Source organism: Paenibacillus mucilaginosus 3016, from assembly GCF_000250655.1.
GTDB lineage: Bacteria > Bacillota > Bacilli > Paenibacillales > NBRC-103111 > Paenibacillus_G > Paenibacillus_G mucilaginosus.
The window spans coordinates 1,287,414-1,302,590 of the sequence record NC_016935.1 but is presented as its reverse complement, the minus strand read 5'-3'; the positions used below and the strand labels follow the sequence as shown (position 1 = coordinate 1,302,590).

The following is a 15,177-nucleotide window of genomic DNA, read 5'->3' as shown; positions in this document are numbered from 1 at the left end:
TTGTTCCCCTATCCAATCGTAATTTTACCTTCCGGGTAACGGTACAGCTCCTTCTCAGCCTTAGGTCCGAGCGCATATGCAAGGGTCAGCGGGCCGAGACGTCCGGCGAACATCGTCAGGGCGATCATCACTTTGCCGAACTCCGTCAGATCCGGCGTCAGCCCCATCGAGAGACCCACCGTACCGAAGGCGGAAGTCACTTCAAACAAGATCATGAGGAAAGAATGATCCTCGGTGGTGCTGAGAAGCATCGTTACGAAGATCACCAGGAACAGCGCGATCATCGTGAGCGTGATGGCTTTGAGAATGCGGTCCTTGCCGAGCCTGTAATGGAAGAGCACAATGTCCTCCTTGCCGCGGATCATCGCGACAATGGCTCCCACCAGGGTGGTGAAGGTAGTCGTTTTGATCCCGCCTCCGGTGGACCCCGGCGAAGCGCCGATGAACATCAGGATGATGATGAAAAACTGCGTCGCCTGCCGCAGCCCCGCGATATCGACCGAATTGGCTCCCGCCGTCCTCGGAGACACTGATTGGAACAGGGAGGCGAGGAACTTGCCGGACCAGCTCAGCGGGCCCAGCGTCTTCATGTTCGTCAGTTCGAACACGAAGATGACAATCGTGCCTACGCCGATCAGTATACCGGTAGCGCTCAGCACGACCTTAGAGTGCAGAGACAGCTTCTTCACTGTCTTGAATTCAATCAAATCGGAGATCACGACAAACCCGAGACCCCCAAGAATAATTAACATCATCGAAACCAGGTTAATCACCCAGTCGTCCGCATAGGCTGTGAGGGAACTGAATTTGCCCGTCACCGATCCGAACAGATCGAAGCCTGCATTATTAAAGAAGGAAATCGCATGAAAAATCCCATAATAGATCCCCCGTGACACCCCCAAGTCAAAGGACCAGCGGATCGAGAAAATGACAGCGGCGATCGCCTCGATCGTAAGCGAATACCGGATCACCTTGCGGATCAGCCGGACGATCCCTTCCATCGAGCCCTGATTCATGGCCTCCTGAAGAATCAGCCGCTCCTTCAGCGAGATCCGCTTCTTCAGCACAAAGGCGAAGAGCGTCGCCATGGTCATGAAGCCCAGTCCACCGACCTGGATCAGCAGAATGATGACGATTTGCCCGAAAACGGACCAATGGGTACCCGTATCGACTACGACCAGCCCCGTTACACAGGTAGCTGAGGTCGCGGTAAACAGCGCATCGAGGAACGGCGTCGGCTGACCGCTGGCTGAGGCCACAGGCAGCGACAGGAGAATAGAGCCGATCAGAATGATGGCTGCGAATCCGAGTACCAGAATTTGCGGCGGCTTCAGCTCGAATTTCTTGGCGGCTGGCTTCAAATAACGAACACCTCGGTTCTTAAATCAGGATTTTTGCACAAAAAAAAGACACTGGAAACCCAATGCCAAAAAATAGGTTCCTGTAACAAAGCCTACGAGGTTAGCTGACGGATTCGGATGTACAGGCACCCTATCATCCAGCCATATGCGGCTTGGATGAATTCACCCCTAAACTCATGGTTCCCCCGTTTTCATTAAGAAATTCGGCTTGTTATTCAATTGATTTGAATTATAATCCTCTTTCCCCCGCAGCACAAAGCCCTAATTCACCTAAAAGTCACGATAATCCCCTGGAAAGGCTGTTTGTAAGCGTTATCTACCTATTGACGCTCTCCCAATCACCTGTTTTCCAACGCATGCTCTTGAAATCATTGGATTTCGCAGAAGCATGTATGCTAATTTAGAAGAATATAATATACCTCATCCATTCCTGTCCAAGAAGGAGCTGACCATGTCCAAGCGATTCAAGGAGCCGTCCCTTCTGCTGCTGGCCGTCATCGGATGCCTACTCTATTTTGGCGTGAACCTGCTCAGCCCCTATATGGAAGATGCCGAACGCATGGAGGAGGTGACCGAGGGCGTTCCCTCCGTTACGAAGGAACAGGCTGCAGGCGCGGCGCTGGGCTTTGCCCGGGAACATCTGGGCCTGACGGCCGCGGAGCCTGAAACTATCGTCATCTATCAGGCCGTCAAGGAGCGCAGCGGGTACCTGCAAAAAGAGCGGCTGTACGACGACTATCAGAAACGCTTCGGGGAGAAGCTGCCTCTGGAGTTCTATGAGGTCGAAATCGGCGAGCCCGGCACCGGACTGACGCATTACATCCAGGTGAACTATACGAACCGGCGCATCATCGGCTGGGAAACCGGCCGTTCGGCCACAGCCCGCAGTGAAGGCGTCTTCTCGGAACCCGCTCCGGATGCCGAGGCGGTGATCCGAAAAACCATGGCCGACCAAGGATATGCCCCCGATACGTTTGCACTGGTTTCGGGCGGCTCGGATGCGACCGGTCCCAATACGCTCCGGATCTACCGGAGCAAGGAGGACTCCATCGGCTCCGCGCCCCTCGAACTGCACGTCAAAGAAACCCGGGGCCGGATCACCTTGTTCCGTCCCGAGTTTCCTGTTCCTGACACCTTCACCGCCTGGAAGAACGCCCAGGATGACAGGGCCTCCCTGATGACCTGGATTTCGATGGGCCTGTCCACCGTGATGACCCTGACCGCCTTCATCCTGGTCATCCGCGGGCGCCGCGACATCCGGTTCGGCCGCGGGCTGATCCTGACCCTGATCTTCGCCGGAGTCTACGTGCTCAACAACTTCAACATGCTTCCGGCCTTCCGTACCGAGCACGGCAGCGGACCGTCCGAACCCCAGGCTGTCTTCTACCTCTGGTTCGTCAACATCTTCGTGCTGTTCATGGCCGTGTCGACTTACCTGTCCCTGCTGGCCGGCAGGCAGCTGTGGCTGCGGAGAGGGCTGAACCCCTGGCCGGTCTGGAGTGATGTCTCCTTCGGGGACAGCGTCCGTACGGCCATGGTCCGCGGGTACCTCTTCTGCCTGTTCGTGCTCGGCCTGCAGCAGGTCATGTTCTTCGCCGCCGCCGAGCTGTTCGATGTGTGGGCCGTGAGCGACCCGGCCGACTCCGTCTACAACATGCGGGTCCCCGGCATCTTCCCGCTGATGGCCTGGGCCGCCTCCATCTCGGAGGAGGCCGTATACCGCCTGCTCGGCATCGCCCTGGTGCTGGCGGTCACGCGCAGCCGCTTCCTGGCCGTCCTGCTGCCGAGCATCGTCTGGGCGATGAGCCACACCCAGTATCCGATCTACCCGGTGTACACCCGGCTCATCGAAGTGACCGTCATCGGCCTCATCTTCGGCTATGTGTTCCTGCGCTACGGCTTCCTGACGGCGATCTTCGCCCATGCGGCGATGGATTCCATCCTGATGGGCCTGTCGCTGATGATCACCGGCAGCAGCGTGAACACCGCCATCGGAGCGGGATACCTGCTCGTACCTGCTCTGGCAGGCTGGCTGCTCTCCTGGCTGCACGCCCGCTTCGGGCCGAAGCTTAAGCCTCCGCGTGCTCCCCTGGAGCTGCCGCCGGATCCGCTTCCTCCGGCTCCCCAGCCGTAGCCTCCCCTTCCGTCCCGTTCAAGGTCTGGAGGATGGTCAAGGCCAGCTTTTCTCCAATACCAAGAGGCTTAAAGTCTTCGGGCTGAGCCTCTTTTATTTTTTTGAGCGAGCCGAAGTGCTTCAGGAGCGCCTTGCGCCGCTTCTCGCCGATCCCCGGCACCGAATCAAGCGTCGAGACGACCATCGACTTCGCCCGGGTCTCCCGGTGGAACGTAATCGCGAAGCGGTGCACCTCTTCCTGGATGCGCTGCAGCAGGTAGAACTCCTGGCTGTCCCGCGGCAGCGGAACCACCTCGGCCGGGTCGCCCATCAGGAGCTGGGCCGTCTTGTGCTTCGCGTCCTTGACGAGACCGCAGACCGGGATGTAGAGACCCAGCTCGTTCTCAAGCACATCGACCGCAGCCGACAGGTGGCCCCGGCCGCCGTCGATGACGATGAGATCCGGCATCGTCAGGCCTTCCTTCAGGACGCGCTCATACCGCCGGCGGACCACTTCCCGCATCGTCTCGTAGTCGTCCGGGCCCTGTACGGTCCGGATTTTGTACTTGCGGTACTCCTTGCGGTCCGGCTTGCCGTCGGTGAAGACGACCATCGCCGATACCGGGTCGGAGCCCTGGATGTTCGAGTTGTCGAACGCTTCGATGCGCCGGACCGTGCCCGTGCCGAGATATTCGCCGAGATTCTCGACGGCCTTCACCGTCCGTTCCTCGTCCCGGGCGAGCAGCCGGAACTTCTCATCGAGCGCGACCTTCGCATTCTCGTTCGCCATGTCGACCATGTTCTTCTTGAGTCCGCGGCGCGGCACATGAACCTTGACCTTCAGCCAGCTCTCGAGCGCTTCCTTGATGTACTTCTTCGACTCCGGCGCGGCTTCCTCGTCCCCCTGCGGGGCTGCGGCCTCGGCTGTTCCGGTCCCTTCCGCACGCTCGGCCGCAGCGGCCGCTTCACCTTCCGCCCCCGCCTCGTCCTCGCCCCACGAAGGCAGGAACACTTCCTTCGGCAGCGCCGGATTATCACTGTAGTACTGCGTGACGAACGACAGGAAATCCTCGTAAGCCTCGCCGTAGTAGGGGAACATCGACGCATGGCGTCCGATCAGCTTGCCCTGGCGCATGTAGAGGATCTGAACGCACATCCAGCCCTTCTCGACCGCGAAGCCGAAGACGTCCCGGTCCGTCGCATCCGTCGTCGTGATCTTCTGCTTCTCCATGACGGTGTCGATATGCTGGATCTGGTCGCGCAGCTCCTTCGCCCGTTCGAAGTTCAGCTCCTCCGCCGCCTCCTGCATCTTCCGGCTGAGCTCCTTCTTGATCTCGTTATGCCCGCCGTTCAGGAACTTCGCGATCTCCGTGACCATCTTGTCATAGGTCTCCTGTTCTACCTCATACTCACAGGGGGCGACGCATTGACCGAGATGGTAATATAGACACACTTTATCCGGCAGGGTGCGGCACTTGCGCAGCGGATACAGGCGCTCGAGCAGCTTCATCGTCATGTTCGCCGCATAGGGGTTCGGGTAGGGGCCGAAATACTTGCCCTTGTCCTTCACCACCCGCCGGGTCACCTCGAGGCGCGGATGCTTCTCGTTCGTAATCTTGATATAGGGAAAGGACTTGTCGTCCTTGAGCAGCACGTTATAACGCGGATAGTACTTTTTGATCAGATTGCATTCCAGAATGAGAGCTTCCATGTTGCTTGCGGTTACAATATATTCGAAGTCAACAATCTCGCTGACGAGCAGCTGCGTCTTGATCGTATGGCTCCCGGTAAAATAGGACCGCAGCCGGTTGCGCAGCACCTTCGCCTTGCCGACATAGATCACCTTGCCGTCGCGGTTCTTCATCAAATAACAGCCTGGCTGCTCCGGTACGAGCGCCAGCTTGTTCTTGATGCTCTCCCGCACCTTGCGGCGCTCCTCCGGAGTCAGCTCCCCCTGTGTTGTCGTCATCTTCGGTTTCTCCCCTTTCCCTGCCGGTCCGCGGAGGACAACGGCAAAAAGCTCTTTTTCCCAGCATAGCAGAAAAAGAGCTTTGGTTCATGACTCAGAAAGTGTAAAATCGCGCCAAGCCTTGCTCCCTTACACTTTCGTCATCACGGCGAGATGCGTCGCTGCCTCTTATTGATGGCGGCTCAGCACGTTCTTCAGCGCGTCCTTGGACTGGAAGCCGACAACCTTATCCACCGGCTGGCCGTCCTTGAAGACGATCAGCGTCGGGATGCTCATCACGCCGAAGCGGGATGCGGATTCCGGGTTGTCGTCCACGTTTACTTTCGCGATTTTGACGCTTTCGCCAATCTCTTTATCCAGCTCCTCGAGGACAGGAGCGATCATTTTGCACGGTCCGCACCAAGGAGCCCAAAAATCAACAAGAACCGTACCGGATCCTTCTACTTCAGCGCCGAAGGACTGGTCAGATACATTCACGATAGCCATAGTTCAAATCTCTCCTTTTGCGGAATAAAGTCAACATGTAAAGTATACCACATCAGTCCCACATTTCAACCGGACCAAAGTTTGCACAATTGTCACTTCCTGTCCTTTACATGCCTCTTGAAATTTGGGTATACTAATTCTATATGTGTGTCAAGGAGGTACTTGTCATGACGAACGATCCGAAACACCCGGAGCTGCACGTGTATGAGGAAGGCCGGGACGATCTGATGGATACGGCCATGGGTTTCGGCGTATTCTTCATCATCCTCTTCCTGATCGGTGTTGCGGCAACGGTCATCTCGCTGCTGGTCAAGTAACGATTCCTGAACAGTATAAAAAGGCCTCTTCCGCCCGCTGGGCGAAAGAGGCTTTTTTGTATGCCGGCCCCTGCCGGTCAGCAGGGGGCGGTTCTTCAGGAGACCGAGCCCCGCTTGTTATAGCCGGACACCGAAACGACTTCCACGAACGGCCGGATCCGGTCCATGATGCGCCGCCCTTTGAATTCCTCGTCCCCGTCCTTGCTCGTGAAGCTGAAGTGCTTCTCGAGGGCATCGAGGTCATGGTTCGAAGTGAAGAAGGTCGGCTTGCGGTTCATCCGGTAGTTGAGGATGGCGCCCATGACGTGGTCCCGCAGCCAAGGGTTCAGGTTCTCCGCCCCCATGTCGTCGAAGACGAGCAGATCGGTCTCCTTCAGGATGTCGATCGTCTCCTTGAGCCTCAGCGGATCATTGAACATCGACTTGAGGTCCTCCGCAAAATCCGGCATATAGACGATCGCCCCGGTGAACCCGTCGAGCGCCAGCTCATGCAGCATGTAGCACATGAGGAACGTCTTGCCCGTCCCGAAGTGCCCCTCGAGGTACAGGCCGGTCTTCTGCAGCCCTTCCTGGCGCGTGCGGAAGATGTAGCGCAGCAGCTGCTGCACCGCCGGCTGCCGCTCATCGTCCTTGTCGATAATCTCAAGGGTCGAATAACCCTCGGAGAGCGCCCGCTCGTCCACATAGAAGCTGCGGATCCGCTTGCGGACCGCCTGCTGGGCTTCGTGGGCGACGAACTTCTTACAGGCCACCTTCTGGTCATGCACACGGGTCCGGTCTTCCCCCGGCTCCACCGAGAGCATCGAGTAATGGCCCTGCATGTCGTTCGGGCAGCTGCCCAGCCCCGGACAGTTCGAACAGTTCTCGTATTCCTTCACATATTGATGCAGCTTGTTCAGGTTAAGCTTCATCGTCTGATAATCGAGCTGCGGGTGCTTCTGCCGCAGCTTCACGATCAGCGGATTGGTCGCCACTTCGCGCAGCTTGTCCTCCGCCTGCTGCAGCAGTCTGCGTCCCTGCCCTCTGCTCAGCAATTCCCCTAGCGATTCCATCCGGCTTCACCTCTCCCAAGATGTCCTTGTTCCTCTCACGCCGCTACTCCTTGCGGATGCGCTGTCTGTCGAGCTGCTCGGCCATCCGCCGCAGCTCCTCCTGCTCGGCCGCCGACAGCTTCTTCGGCGCCGTCTCCTTCACAATCGGGATCACCGGCTTCTGTCGCCCGCGTCCTCCTCTGGCACTCGCGCCGCCGGCTGCCGCCGCCCCGCGGGCCTTCTGCTGCTGCTGGAACTTCTCCTGCTCCCGGATATACTGGACCGCCCCTTCGAACGTCGTGACCTGCTTGCCGAGCATGTCGGTAGCGGTCACGACGATCGACGATTTGGACCAAGATCTTTTATTGACATAAATATAATGAATAAGTACGTTAATCACCGGTTCCGGGAGTCCGTTCACAAGCACGATCTCGGCGATGATCTCAAGCAGCTTCGTCGGCACCGAGCCATTGGAGAAGATCATGTCGAGCAGGAACGTATACGGCTCATTGCGCAGAATATAGTTGTATTGATGCTGGTTGCATTCGCCCACGAACTTGTCGGGCACTTCCAGATAGAACTCCATCTCGACGACCTTGTCGCCCGAGGCTTCCCCGTCCGCCTCTCCCGCGGCCTGATCCGACTTCGGCTTCGTGCCTTCCATCTTGGCGAGCACGAGCTTCCGCTCGTCGCTGCGCTTGCGGTCGGCCAGGAAGGTCTGGTTGGCCTTCGCCTGCAGCAGATCGAGATTGATCTGCCCCCGCTCGTCGAACACCCCGTCCTCATCGAGCAGCCGGCACAGGTCGGTCAGGTACAGGTTGTACTTCTTCGCCACGAAATTCAGCGTCGCCATCTGCTCCGGCTCATATTTGAGCTGCTCCACGTATTCGCGGTTCGCCGAATAGCTCGGGAAGTGCATGATGATCTCCGCGTACTGGAAGCCCTTCGGAGCCAGCTCCGGTTTGCTCTCCTTAGCCCCCGCAGCGGATGCCTCGAAGAAGGCCTGCTCCAGCTCGTAGTCGATCACCTGCGTATTGAGCCGGAACAGATCGTAGAACGGAACCGAGAGATTCTCCGTGTTCGCATCCTTGAGATCCTCGGCCGCCGGCATCAGGAGGTCGTCCCGCAGAGCGAATACCGTATACTTGCCGACCTTGTCCCTCAGCAGCAGCGTCAGATGCTGGTTGCGGAAGAATTCGCCCGGCGGAAGCGGCGGGAACAGCGTATATTCATAAACATAGTCTTCCGAAGCGGCAGCAAACCGTCTGCACGTCTTCAGCAGGCCGACCGCCTCGAGCTTCGACGTCATCTCGATGAACTGCTGGCGGCCCCGCTCCCCGGACTCGAGCTCGAGCGCCATGAAGAGCTTGCGCTGCTGCTCCATAGGCGAGCATCCGACCTTGTCCGCAGGCAGCTGCTGGAAGAGCGTCTGGTAGACGGCGACCGCGTAGGCACCGATCATCGGCTGGTACATCGTCGCGAGCACCTTGTAGTCCAAGGGGCTCAGCGAGAAATCGCGCAGCACGCAGAAGCGGTGATATTCACTAAAGTGGAGCCCATTTGTAATCCGCATTTCTGGTCAAAACCCCATCCGTGTGTTGAGTCTTACTCTTCATTTTAGCATAGGCGGGTCTATCCTTGTAGGAGGAAAAAGAAGGAGCGGCGTCCAGGGTGCTCGTTTATTTGAAAAGCAAAGCCCCGCCTAGTAGGCAGGGCCCGTCGTCCAACGTTCATGAAAGCATGCTGTATCCGCAGTTCATTAAAACATTTTGTAGCCGTTCGTGCGCAGGTACTTGATCGTGGAGCCGCTCAGGACCGCCCCGATGAGACCTCCGACAGCAGGAACATAGTCGACGATCGAGTACTCGGAGAGGTTCGAGGCCAGTGAACCGGTCCCCCAGCCCCAGTAGACGACAAGCCCGATGACCAGGGCAATGTACCCGTAGATCGGGAACCAGGTGGTTTTCATGAGCATGTTTAGTATAAAACCGAGCCCGAAGAAGAGAACGAACAGCAGCACGGTTACGATAATCAACTGCAGCAAGGCGAACACTCCCTTTTATCCTTATGGTCCCATTGTATAAAAAAACGGCATCAGGGTAAAGTGAACGCTTGTTGAACTCGTTTTCACGGCGGCAAATTCCCGGCTTCGTACGGGAACTACCCGGCCAGCAGCGACCAGATCAGCCTGAACCAGCCGATGATCGCCGCCCACAAGGGCAGGCTGAGGAGGACTCCCCACAGAATACCGAGATGAAATGTGCTGATCGTCCGCATGCGGCAGTCCCCCTCTTTCTTCTATAGAATATATCGGCAGGAGCCCATCCAATGTTTACCCTGCACCACTGCTCCGCCCAAGAATTCAGAGAATCTTCACCTGGGTTTATTTGCCCTTTGGGGCGCTTTTCGCTACAATGGTGAGGCAAGAAATACTGTCTGTCGGAGCAACCTATCCCCCTACATACAAAGGAGAGATCCCCATGAGTGAAGTCATCAACACCCTGGAAGGCTGGTACTGCCTGCATGACTTCCGCGCGATCGACTGGAACGCCTGGAAGAGCCTGACCGCTTCGGAGAGAGGCCGCGCAGAGGACGAGCTGTACGGTCTGCTGCGCCGCTACCAGGACACGGAAGACGCCAAGCAGGGCAGCACCGCGTTCTTCTCGATCGTCGGGCAGAAGGCGGACTTCGTCTTCATGCACCTGCGCGAGACACTGGATGAGCTGAACGAACTGGAGACCGAGTTCAACAAAACGATCTTCGCCCAGGTCACCGTACCGACGTATTCGTATGTGTCCGTAGTCGAGCTCGGCGGTTACATGGCGAAGCCCGGCACCGATCCGATGCAGGATCCGGACATCCTTGCCCGCCTGAAGCCGACGCTGCCGAAGGCGAAGCATATCTGCTTCTATCCGATGAACAAGCGCCGCGAAGGCAATGACAACTGGTACATGCTGTCGGCCGAAGAGCGCCGCAACTTCATGCGCGGCCACGGCATGATCGGCCGCAACTATGCCGGCAAAGTGAAGCAGATCATCAGCGGCTCCATCGGCCTCGACGATTGGGAGTGGGGCGTCACGCTGTTCGCGGAGGACCCGCTGCAGTTCAAGAAGATCGTGCACGAGATGCGCTTCGACGAGACCAGCGCGCGCTTCGGCGAGTTCGGCGACTTCTATGTGGGCAACCTGCTCAACCAGGAGAAGATGGCCGCTATGCTGAAGCTGTAATCGGAGAGGCTAAGCATCGCTCTGCAGAGGAATACAAGAAAGCCGGATGTCCCGCCAAGGGCATCCGGCTTTCTTCTATTATTTAATGATGTAAGAGGCAGCTGCCGAGCTTGTGGCAATCTTCGTCGAAGCGGCGGTTACCGCCTGGGCTTTATAAGTGCCCTTCACCGTTTTCTTCGACGTGTAGATCACGAACTTTTTGACTCCGGTGGAATCGGTTGTGCCCGTGTACTTCGTCACCGCACCCGTTGGTGAGGTCACGGAGAGCGTCACGGAGAGCGTCACGGACGCCCCATAGACCCCTTTGCCGGACGAGTCGGTGACCTTGGCCGTTACATATACCGTCTCGCCGGCGGCATAAGCAGACTTGCTCGGCGTGAGTGTCGTCGTGCTGGTCATTGGGCTGGTAGTCGTCGTCGTTGTGCTTGTCGTCGGGCTCGTGCTCGTGGTCGTCGTGCTTGTCGTCGTCGGGCTCGTGCTCGTGGTCGTCGTGCTTGTCGTCGGGCTCGTGCTCGTGGTCGTTGTGCTCGTTGTCGGGCTCGTCGTAGACGCCGTCGTACCCAAGCCTGCCTGCACGGCCTTCCAGAACGACTCGTCCTCCAGACGCAGGCACCACATCGACACGCCCGCAAGGTTGTACGTACCCGCGAGACGCGTCTTCGCCTGGATGCTGTCCGCATTCTCATACCAGATGGTATGGGAGGTGCCGTCAGCCGCTGTATAGGTCGCATAAGGAGACTGCTGCACGGAATCCCACTTCACGGAAGCGGCGTTGTTCGTCAGCAGGGCAGGCACATTCTTCCACGCCACCGCTTTGTGCCCCGTATTCGTCGTGGTGTTCCAGTCATACCCGTAAGCCGGCAGCCCCATCATGATTTTGCTTGAAGGAATCTGGGTTACCGCGTATTTCAGCACGGAGTCCACCCACGGCAGTCCGGCTACAGGGCCGGGAGCGCCCCAGGGACCGTTCTGGTCATACGTCATGATCTGGATCAGATCCGCGTACTGCCCCAGCGTATGGTAATCATATACCCCGGACCAGGCGCTCGTAGGCATATCGCTGGTTTTGGCGATCACTGAAACAATCGTCTTCAGTCCATTGGCACGCATGACAGAGGAGAGTTCGCTGATGAATTGATTAAAATAAGGACGGTCCGAAGCCAGCATATCTTCGAAATCAATGTTCACACCCTGGTACCCGTTCGCCTTGGCCGTGCTCAGAATCCGGTTGACCGCGTTCGTGCGGACCGCCGGGTCGCTGACGATCGCGTGTGCCACAGAGGAGGAGAATGCGCCGTTCGCCTGGTTCGTGACCGCTGCGAACGACTGGATGCCCTTCGATGCGGCCAGCGTGATGGCGCTGGATGGCGCCGTGCCGGTGATGTTCCCCGAGGCATCCGCATGGAACGTCATCGTGGACATCGAGTTAAAATAGGAGCCGTAGCTGGAGACCGAGTTGTACGACTGGGTATCTCCGGAATAATAGACGTTGTAATAGCCAAGAACGATCTTGCCGGTAACCGCTTTCGCCTTATTTGCGGGAACCGTCAGCGAGCCAAGCATCAGCAGGGCAAGCGATGCGGCCAGGATGGACCTTCTCCTCATGATGTTTTCTCCTCTAGTAGAATATGTAGCTTGATAGCACTAGAGTAAGAGAAACTTCGGGAGAAAGATACAAGCAGTTGATTCCAAAAGTGATATCAGGACCCGGGTAGGATCACATGCAAAAAACCCTGCTACCGGAGTACCGGTAAAACAGGGCTCGCTGCACTTGCTATTCTTCGTCCTCAGCTTCCAGGAGAGCCATCTGGCGTTCAATCTCCTTGCGGCGCAGATACTCTTCGGTATCCCGGTCGCGCTGACGGGATTTTTCCTTGAGCCGCTCGATGGCGGGGAGAATCAGAATATCGATTTCTTTTTGGACGGTATGCACCAGGTCATACCGGTCCTGCGCTTCCAGGTAGTGGCCCACATCGATCAGCGCGTTGTAGCGGTCCAGTTCGTCGCGGGTCAGAAGCCCCCGAACTTGGACGCTGCAGTGCCTCACGTTCTAGAAACGGCCTTTCTTCAGAACCAGCGGAATGCCGCCGATGATGTACAGGTACCGCAGGTCGACGATCTTCTTCATGACCGCCGCCGTGCCGCCCTTGATCTTCTTGGAGCCGACAATTCCGATCGCTTCGCCGCGTCCCAGGGAGGCCACTGTCCCCTTCGGCTTGTATTCGAAGCTTTTCAGCTGGGACCCGCGGATCTGGGCCACCAGGTTGTGCGCACAGACATCCGCCTGCTGCATCGAGATCTGGGCTGTCGGAGGATACGGACGCCCCTCCGGGCTCATGACGATCGAACAGTCTCCAAGCACATAGACGTTCTCGTGTCCCGGCGCACGCAGCGTTTCGTCCACCTTGATCCGTCCGCGCATCGTTTCGAAGCCCGCTTCATCCAGCATATGGTTGCCGCGGATACCGCCGGTCCAGATGACCGTTGCGGACTTGATCTCCTCGCCCGTAGCCAGAACGACGCCTTCCGGCGTGCATTCCTTGATCGCTGTCGCAATCTTGAACGTAACACCTTTGTTCTTGAGCACGTTCATCGCATACTCCACAAGCTCCGGATCGAAGCCCGGCAGAGCCGTTGGAGCAGCTTCCACGTTGTATATTTTTACGAGAGACGGATCCACGTCGAACTCTTTGCACAGCTCAGGGATCCGGTCAGCCAGCTCGCCGACGAATTCGATGCCGGTAAAGCCCGCGCCCCCTACAATGAACGTCAGGTAGTCGGTACGGGATGGCTCGCGCTTAAAGCGTGCGAACTGATACTCGATGTGTTCGCGGATAAACCGGACACTGTTGATCGATCGGATATTGAGCGCATACTCCTTCAGCCCCGGAATCCCGAAGGTTTCGGGCTCCCCGCCCAGGCCGATCACCAGGTAATCGTAAGACAGCGTACCTTCCTCGAGAATGACCTTCTTCTCTTGAGGACGGATTTGGACCACAGTAGATTTCACAAAGTCGATTTTGAATTCATCAATCAGCTTCAAGATATTGACACGCGCGTTCTCCGGGTTATCCGTACCCGCGGCCGGCATGTGCAGATGAGTTGTAATATAATGGTAGTCATGTTTATTGACCAACGTTACATCCGCTTCATTGTAATTCAGCTCTTTTTGCAAGCGAATAGCCGTTACAATGCCTCCGTATCCTGCTCCCAAAATGACTATTCTAGGAATTCGACTCATGGTTCTATCCCTTCCATCACAGTAGATTTTCTCTATTTTTATAAGAACTGCCAAAACAATTTGTGAATTTTTACACAAACGATTACAAAAAATAGGTTTTCTTCTCCCTATTTTTCACTTCTTTAACGCAAATTATAAGCTTGTCAAGTGCGTTTTAGAAAACAGTTTTAACCAATTCACCTGAAATAATATAATGATACGTGTGAAATAGCAAGCTTTATTTTGATTAAAAACCCGCGTAAATCGGCAATCTATCTAGTGTTGAAGGCCATTTTCCATCCCGCTCCGCGCATGCCCATCAAAATAAATTATCACCCACATCAATTATATCGTTCACGTGAAAAAAGGAACTCGTATTTTCATACCCTAAGGAGTCCGATTATAATGTAGTGGATTAACATGTAACGGAGGTGCATCATTTCATCATGACCAGCGAAGTGGTTGACATTATTATTGTGGGCGGAGGCCCGGCGGGCATGTTCGCGGCATTCTACGGCGGGATGCGTCAGGCATCGGTCAAAATTATCGAGAGCATGCCGCAGCTCGGCGGCCAGCTCGCTGCCCTTTATCCGGAGAAGTATATCTACGACGTAGCCGGCTTCCCGAAGGTAACGGCGCAGGAGCTCGTGAACAACCTGCACAATCAGATGAAGCATTTCCCTATTTCGGTTTGCCTCGAAGAGAAAGTGCTCAAGGTGGAGAAGAAGGATGAGCGTCTCTTCGAAGTGACGACGGACAAAGGAACGCACCAATCCAAGGCGGTCATCATCACGGGCGGCGTTGGTGCGTTCGAGCCAAGAAGACTGGAGCTTCCGGAAGCGGCAGGCTATGAGAAGAAGAACCTCCATTACTTCGTAAGCGATCTGAACCAATTCAAGGACCAGCACGTGCTGATCAGCGGCGGTGGCGACTCCGCGGTCGACTGGGCGCTTATGCTGGAGCCGATTGCGGCATCCGTGAAGCTGATTCACCGCCGTGACAAGTTCCGTGCCCACGAGCACAGCGTAGAGAACCTCATGAACTCCAAGGTGCAGGTAATCACCCCGACGGAGATCACCAAGCTGGAGGGTGAAGGCCGCATCGAGAAGGTTACGCTGAAGGACGTGAAGAGCGGAGAAGAAACGCTTCACGAAGTGGACGCCGTCATCGTGAACTTCGGCTTCGTCTCTTCGCTCGGCCCGATCGCCGAGTGGGGCCTGAACATCGAGAACGGTTCGATCGTCGTCGACTCCCGCATGGAAACGAACATCCCCGGGATCTTCGCAGCCGGCGATATCACGACCTATCCGGGCAAGCTGAAGCTCATCGCTGTAGGCTTCGGTGAAGCGCCAACCGCCATCAACAACGCCAAGGTTTACATCGACCCGTCGGCGAAGCTGTCCCCAGGACACAGCTCCAACATGAAAATGTAATAACGAAATGATGCACAGGT

Annotated in this window: 13 protein-coding genes and 1 riboswitch; of the genes, 4 read left to right on the top strand and 9 right to left on the bottom strand. The window is 56.8% G+C overall.

Annotated elements, in window-relative coordinates:
• Positions 1 to 8 precede the first annotated feature (8 nt).
• The gene (locus tag PM3016_RS05935) at positions 9 to 1,361 is read right to left on the bottom strand and encodes a TrkH family potassium uptake protein (RefSeq protein WP_013917449.1); all 1,353 of its coding nucleotides are present in this window, start codon (positions 1,359 to 1,361) and stop codon (positions 9 to 11) included.
• Between the two features lie 74 nt (positions 1,362 to 1,435).
• Positions 1,436 to 1,580, bottom strand: a riboswitch (cyclic di-AMP (ydaO/yuaA leader).
• A 232-nt stretch (positions 1,581 to 1,812) separates the two neighbouring features.
• On the opposite strand from PM3016_RS05935, the gene PM3016_RS05930 reads away from it, so the two are divergent.
• The gene (locus tag PM3016_RS05930) at positions 1,813 to 3,495 is read left to right on the top strand and encodes a CPBP family intramembrane glutamic endopeptidase (protein ID WP_014368744.1); all 1,683 of its coding nucleotides are present in this window, start codon (positions 1,813 to 1,815) and stop codon (positions 3,493 to 3,495) included.
• Here the strand turns inward: PM3016_RS05930 and uvrC are convergent.
• On the bottom strand, positions 3,431 to 5,443 hold the full coding sequence (gene uvrC, locus PM3016_RS05925; protein WP_013917447.1) for an excinuclease ABC subunit UvrC: 2,013 nt from the start codon (positions 5,441 to 5,443) through the stop codon (positions 3,431 to 3,433). The two genes, PM3016_RS05930 and uvrC, sit on opposite strands and share 65 nt — an antisense overlap.
• Positions 5,444 to 5,611: 168 nt before the next feature.
• Positions 5,612 to 5,929: a thioredoxin gene (gene trxA, locus PM3016_RS05920; RefSeq protein ID WP_013917446.1), complete on the bottom strand. Its 318-nt coding sequence runs from the start codon at positions 5,927 to 5,929 to the stop codon at positions 5,612 to 5,614.
• A 167-nt stretch (positions 5,930 to 6,096) separates the two neighbouring features.
• Between trxA and PM3016_RS37815 the strand changes: the two genes are divergently transcribed.
• Positions 6,097 to 6,246: a hypothetical protein gene (locus PM3016_RS37815; protein WP_013917445.1), complete on the top strand. Its 150-nt coding sequence runs from the start codon at positions 6,097 to 6,099 to the stop codon at positions 6,244 to 6,246.
• Positions 6,247 to 6,341: 95 nt separating this feature from the next.
• On the opposite strand, the gene dnaI is transcribed toward PM3016_RS37815, so the two are convergent.
• From dnaI to PM3016_RS05905, 3 genes are all read right to left on the bottom strand, one after another.
• Positions 6,342 to 7,298, bottom strand: coding sequence for a primosomal protein DnaI (gene dnaI / locus PM3016_RS05915; RefSeq protein WP_013917444.1), 957 nt, complete (start codon positions 7,296 to 7,298; stop codon positions 6,342 to 6,344).
• A gap of 43 nt (positions 7,299 to 7,341) precedes the next feature.
• Positions 7,342 to 8,850 (bottom strand): replication initiation and membrane attachment family protein, encoded by a 1,509-nt coding sequence (locus PM3016_RS05910; RefSeq protein WP_013917443.1) that lies wholly within the window; start codon positions 8,848 to 8,850, stop codon positions 7,342 to 7,344.
• A gap of 186 nt (positions 8,851 to 9,036) precedes the next feature.
• The gene (locus tag PM3016_RS05905) at positions 9,037 to 9,321 is read right to left on the bottom strand and encodes a YuiB family protein (RefSeq protein WP_014368743.1); all 285 of its coding nucleotides are present in this window, start codon (positions 9,319 to 9,321) and stop codon (positions 9,037 to 9,039) included.
• A 436-nt stretch (positions 9,322 to 9,757) separates the two neighbouring features.
• Here PM3016_RS05905 and hemQ point away from each other — a divergent pair, with 436 nt between their 5' ends.
• Positions 9,758 to 10,504: a hydrogen peroxide-dependent heme synthase gene (gene hemQ, locus PM3016_RS05900; protein ID WP_013917440.1), complete on the top strand. Its 747-nt coding sequence runs from the start codon at positions 9,758 to 9,760 to the stop codon at positions 10,502 to 10,504.
• A gap of 78 nt (positions 10,505 to 10,582) precedes the next feature.
• On the opposite strand, the gene PM3016_RS05895 is transcribed toward hemQ, so the two are convergent.
• The 3 genes from PM3016_RS05895 to PM3016_RS05885 all read right to left on the bottom strand — a co-directional run bounded on the left by PM3016_RS05895 (position 10,583) and on the right by PM3016_RS05885 (position 13,745).
• Positions 10,583 to 12,109 carry a glycosyl hydrolase family 18 protein gene (locus tag PM3016_RS05895; RefSeq protein ID WP_014368742.1) on the bottom strand — a complete coding sequence of 509 codons (1,527 nt, stop codon included), beginning with the start codon at positions 12,107 to 12,109 and terminating at the stop codon, positions 10,583 to 10,585.
• A gap of 169 nt (positions 12,110 to 12,278) precedes the next feature.
• Positions 12,279 to 12,551: a hypothetical protein gene (locus PM3016_RS05890; RefSeq protein ID WP_013917438.1), complete on the bottom strand. Its 273-nt coding sequence runs from the start codon at positions 12,549 to 12,551 to the stop codon at positions 12,279 to 12,281.
• 3 nt (positions 12,552 to 12,554) lie between these two features.
• The gene (locus PM3016_RS05885; protein ID WP_014368741.1) at positions 12,555 to 13,745 is read right to left on the bottom strand and encodes an NAD(P)/FAD-dependent oxidoreductase; all 1,191 of its coding nucleotides are present in this window, start codon (positions 13,743 to 13,745) and stop codon (positions 12,555 to 12,557) included.
• 425 nt (positions 13,746 to 14,170) lie between these two features.
• Between PM3016_RS05885 and PM3016_RS05880 the strand changes: the two genes are divergently transcribed.
• The gene (locus PM3016_RS05880; protein ID WP_013917436.1) at positions 14,171 to 15,157 is read left to right on the top strand and encodes an NAD(P)/FAD-dependent oxidoreductase; all 987 of its coding nucleotides are present in this window, start codon (positions 14,171 to 14,173) and stop codon (positions 15,155 to 15,157) included.
• Positions 15,158 to 15,177: the final 20 nt, after the last annotated feature.

Bases quoted from the DNA above. Each gene is read 5' to 3' on its own strand.
- PM3016_RS05880 (WP_013917436.1), top strand. From the start codon at position 14,171: ATGACCAGCGAAGTGGTTGACATTATTATTGTGGGCGGAGGCCCGGCG.
- PM3016_RS37815 (WP_013917445.1), top strand. From the start codon at position 6,097: ATGACGAACGATCCGAAACACCCGGAGCTGCACGTGTATGAGGAAGGC.
- PM3016_RS05930 (WP_014368744.1), top strand. From the start codon at position 1,813: ATGTCCAAGCGATTCAAGGAGCCGTCCCTTCTGCTGCTGGCCGTCATC.
- PM3016_RS05910 (WP_013917443.1), bottom strand. From the start codon at position 8,850: ATGCGGATTACAAATGGGCTCCACTTTAGTGAATATCACCGCTTCTGC.
- trxA (WP_013917446.1), bottom strand. From the start codon at position 5,929: ATGGCTATCGTGAATGTATCTGACCAGTCCTTCGGCGCTGAAGTAGAA.
- hemQ (WP_013917440.1), top strand. From the start codon at position 9,758: ATGAGTGAAGTCATCAACACCCTGGAAGGCTGGTACTGCCTGCATGAC.
- PM3016_RS05895 (WP_014368742.1), bottom strand. From the start codon at position 12,109: ATGAGGAGAAGGTCCATCCTGGCCGCATCGCTTGCCCTGCTGATGCTT.
- uvrC (WP_013917447.1), bottom strand. From the start codon at position 5,443: ATGACGACAACACAGGGGGAGCTGACTCCGGAGGAGCGCCGCAAGGTG.
- dnaI (WP_013917444.1), bottom strand. From the start codon at position 7,298: ATGGAATCGCTAGGGGAATTGCTGAGCAGAGGGCAGGGACGCAGACTG.
- PM3016_RS05885 (WP_014368741.1), bottom strand. From the start codon at position 13,745: ATGAGTCGAATTCCTAGAATAGTCATTTTGGGAGCAGGATACGGAGGC.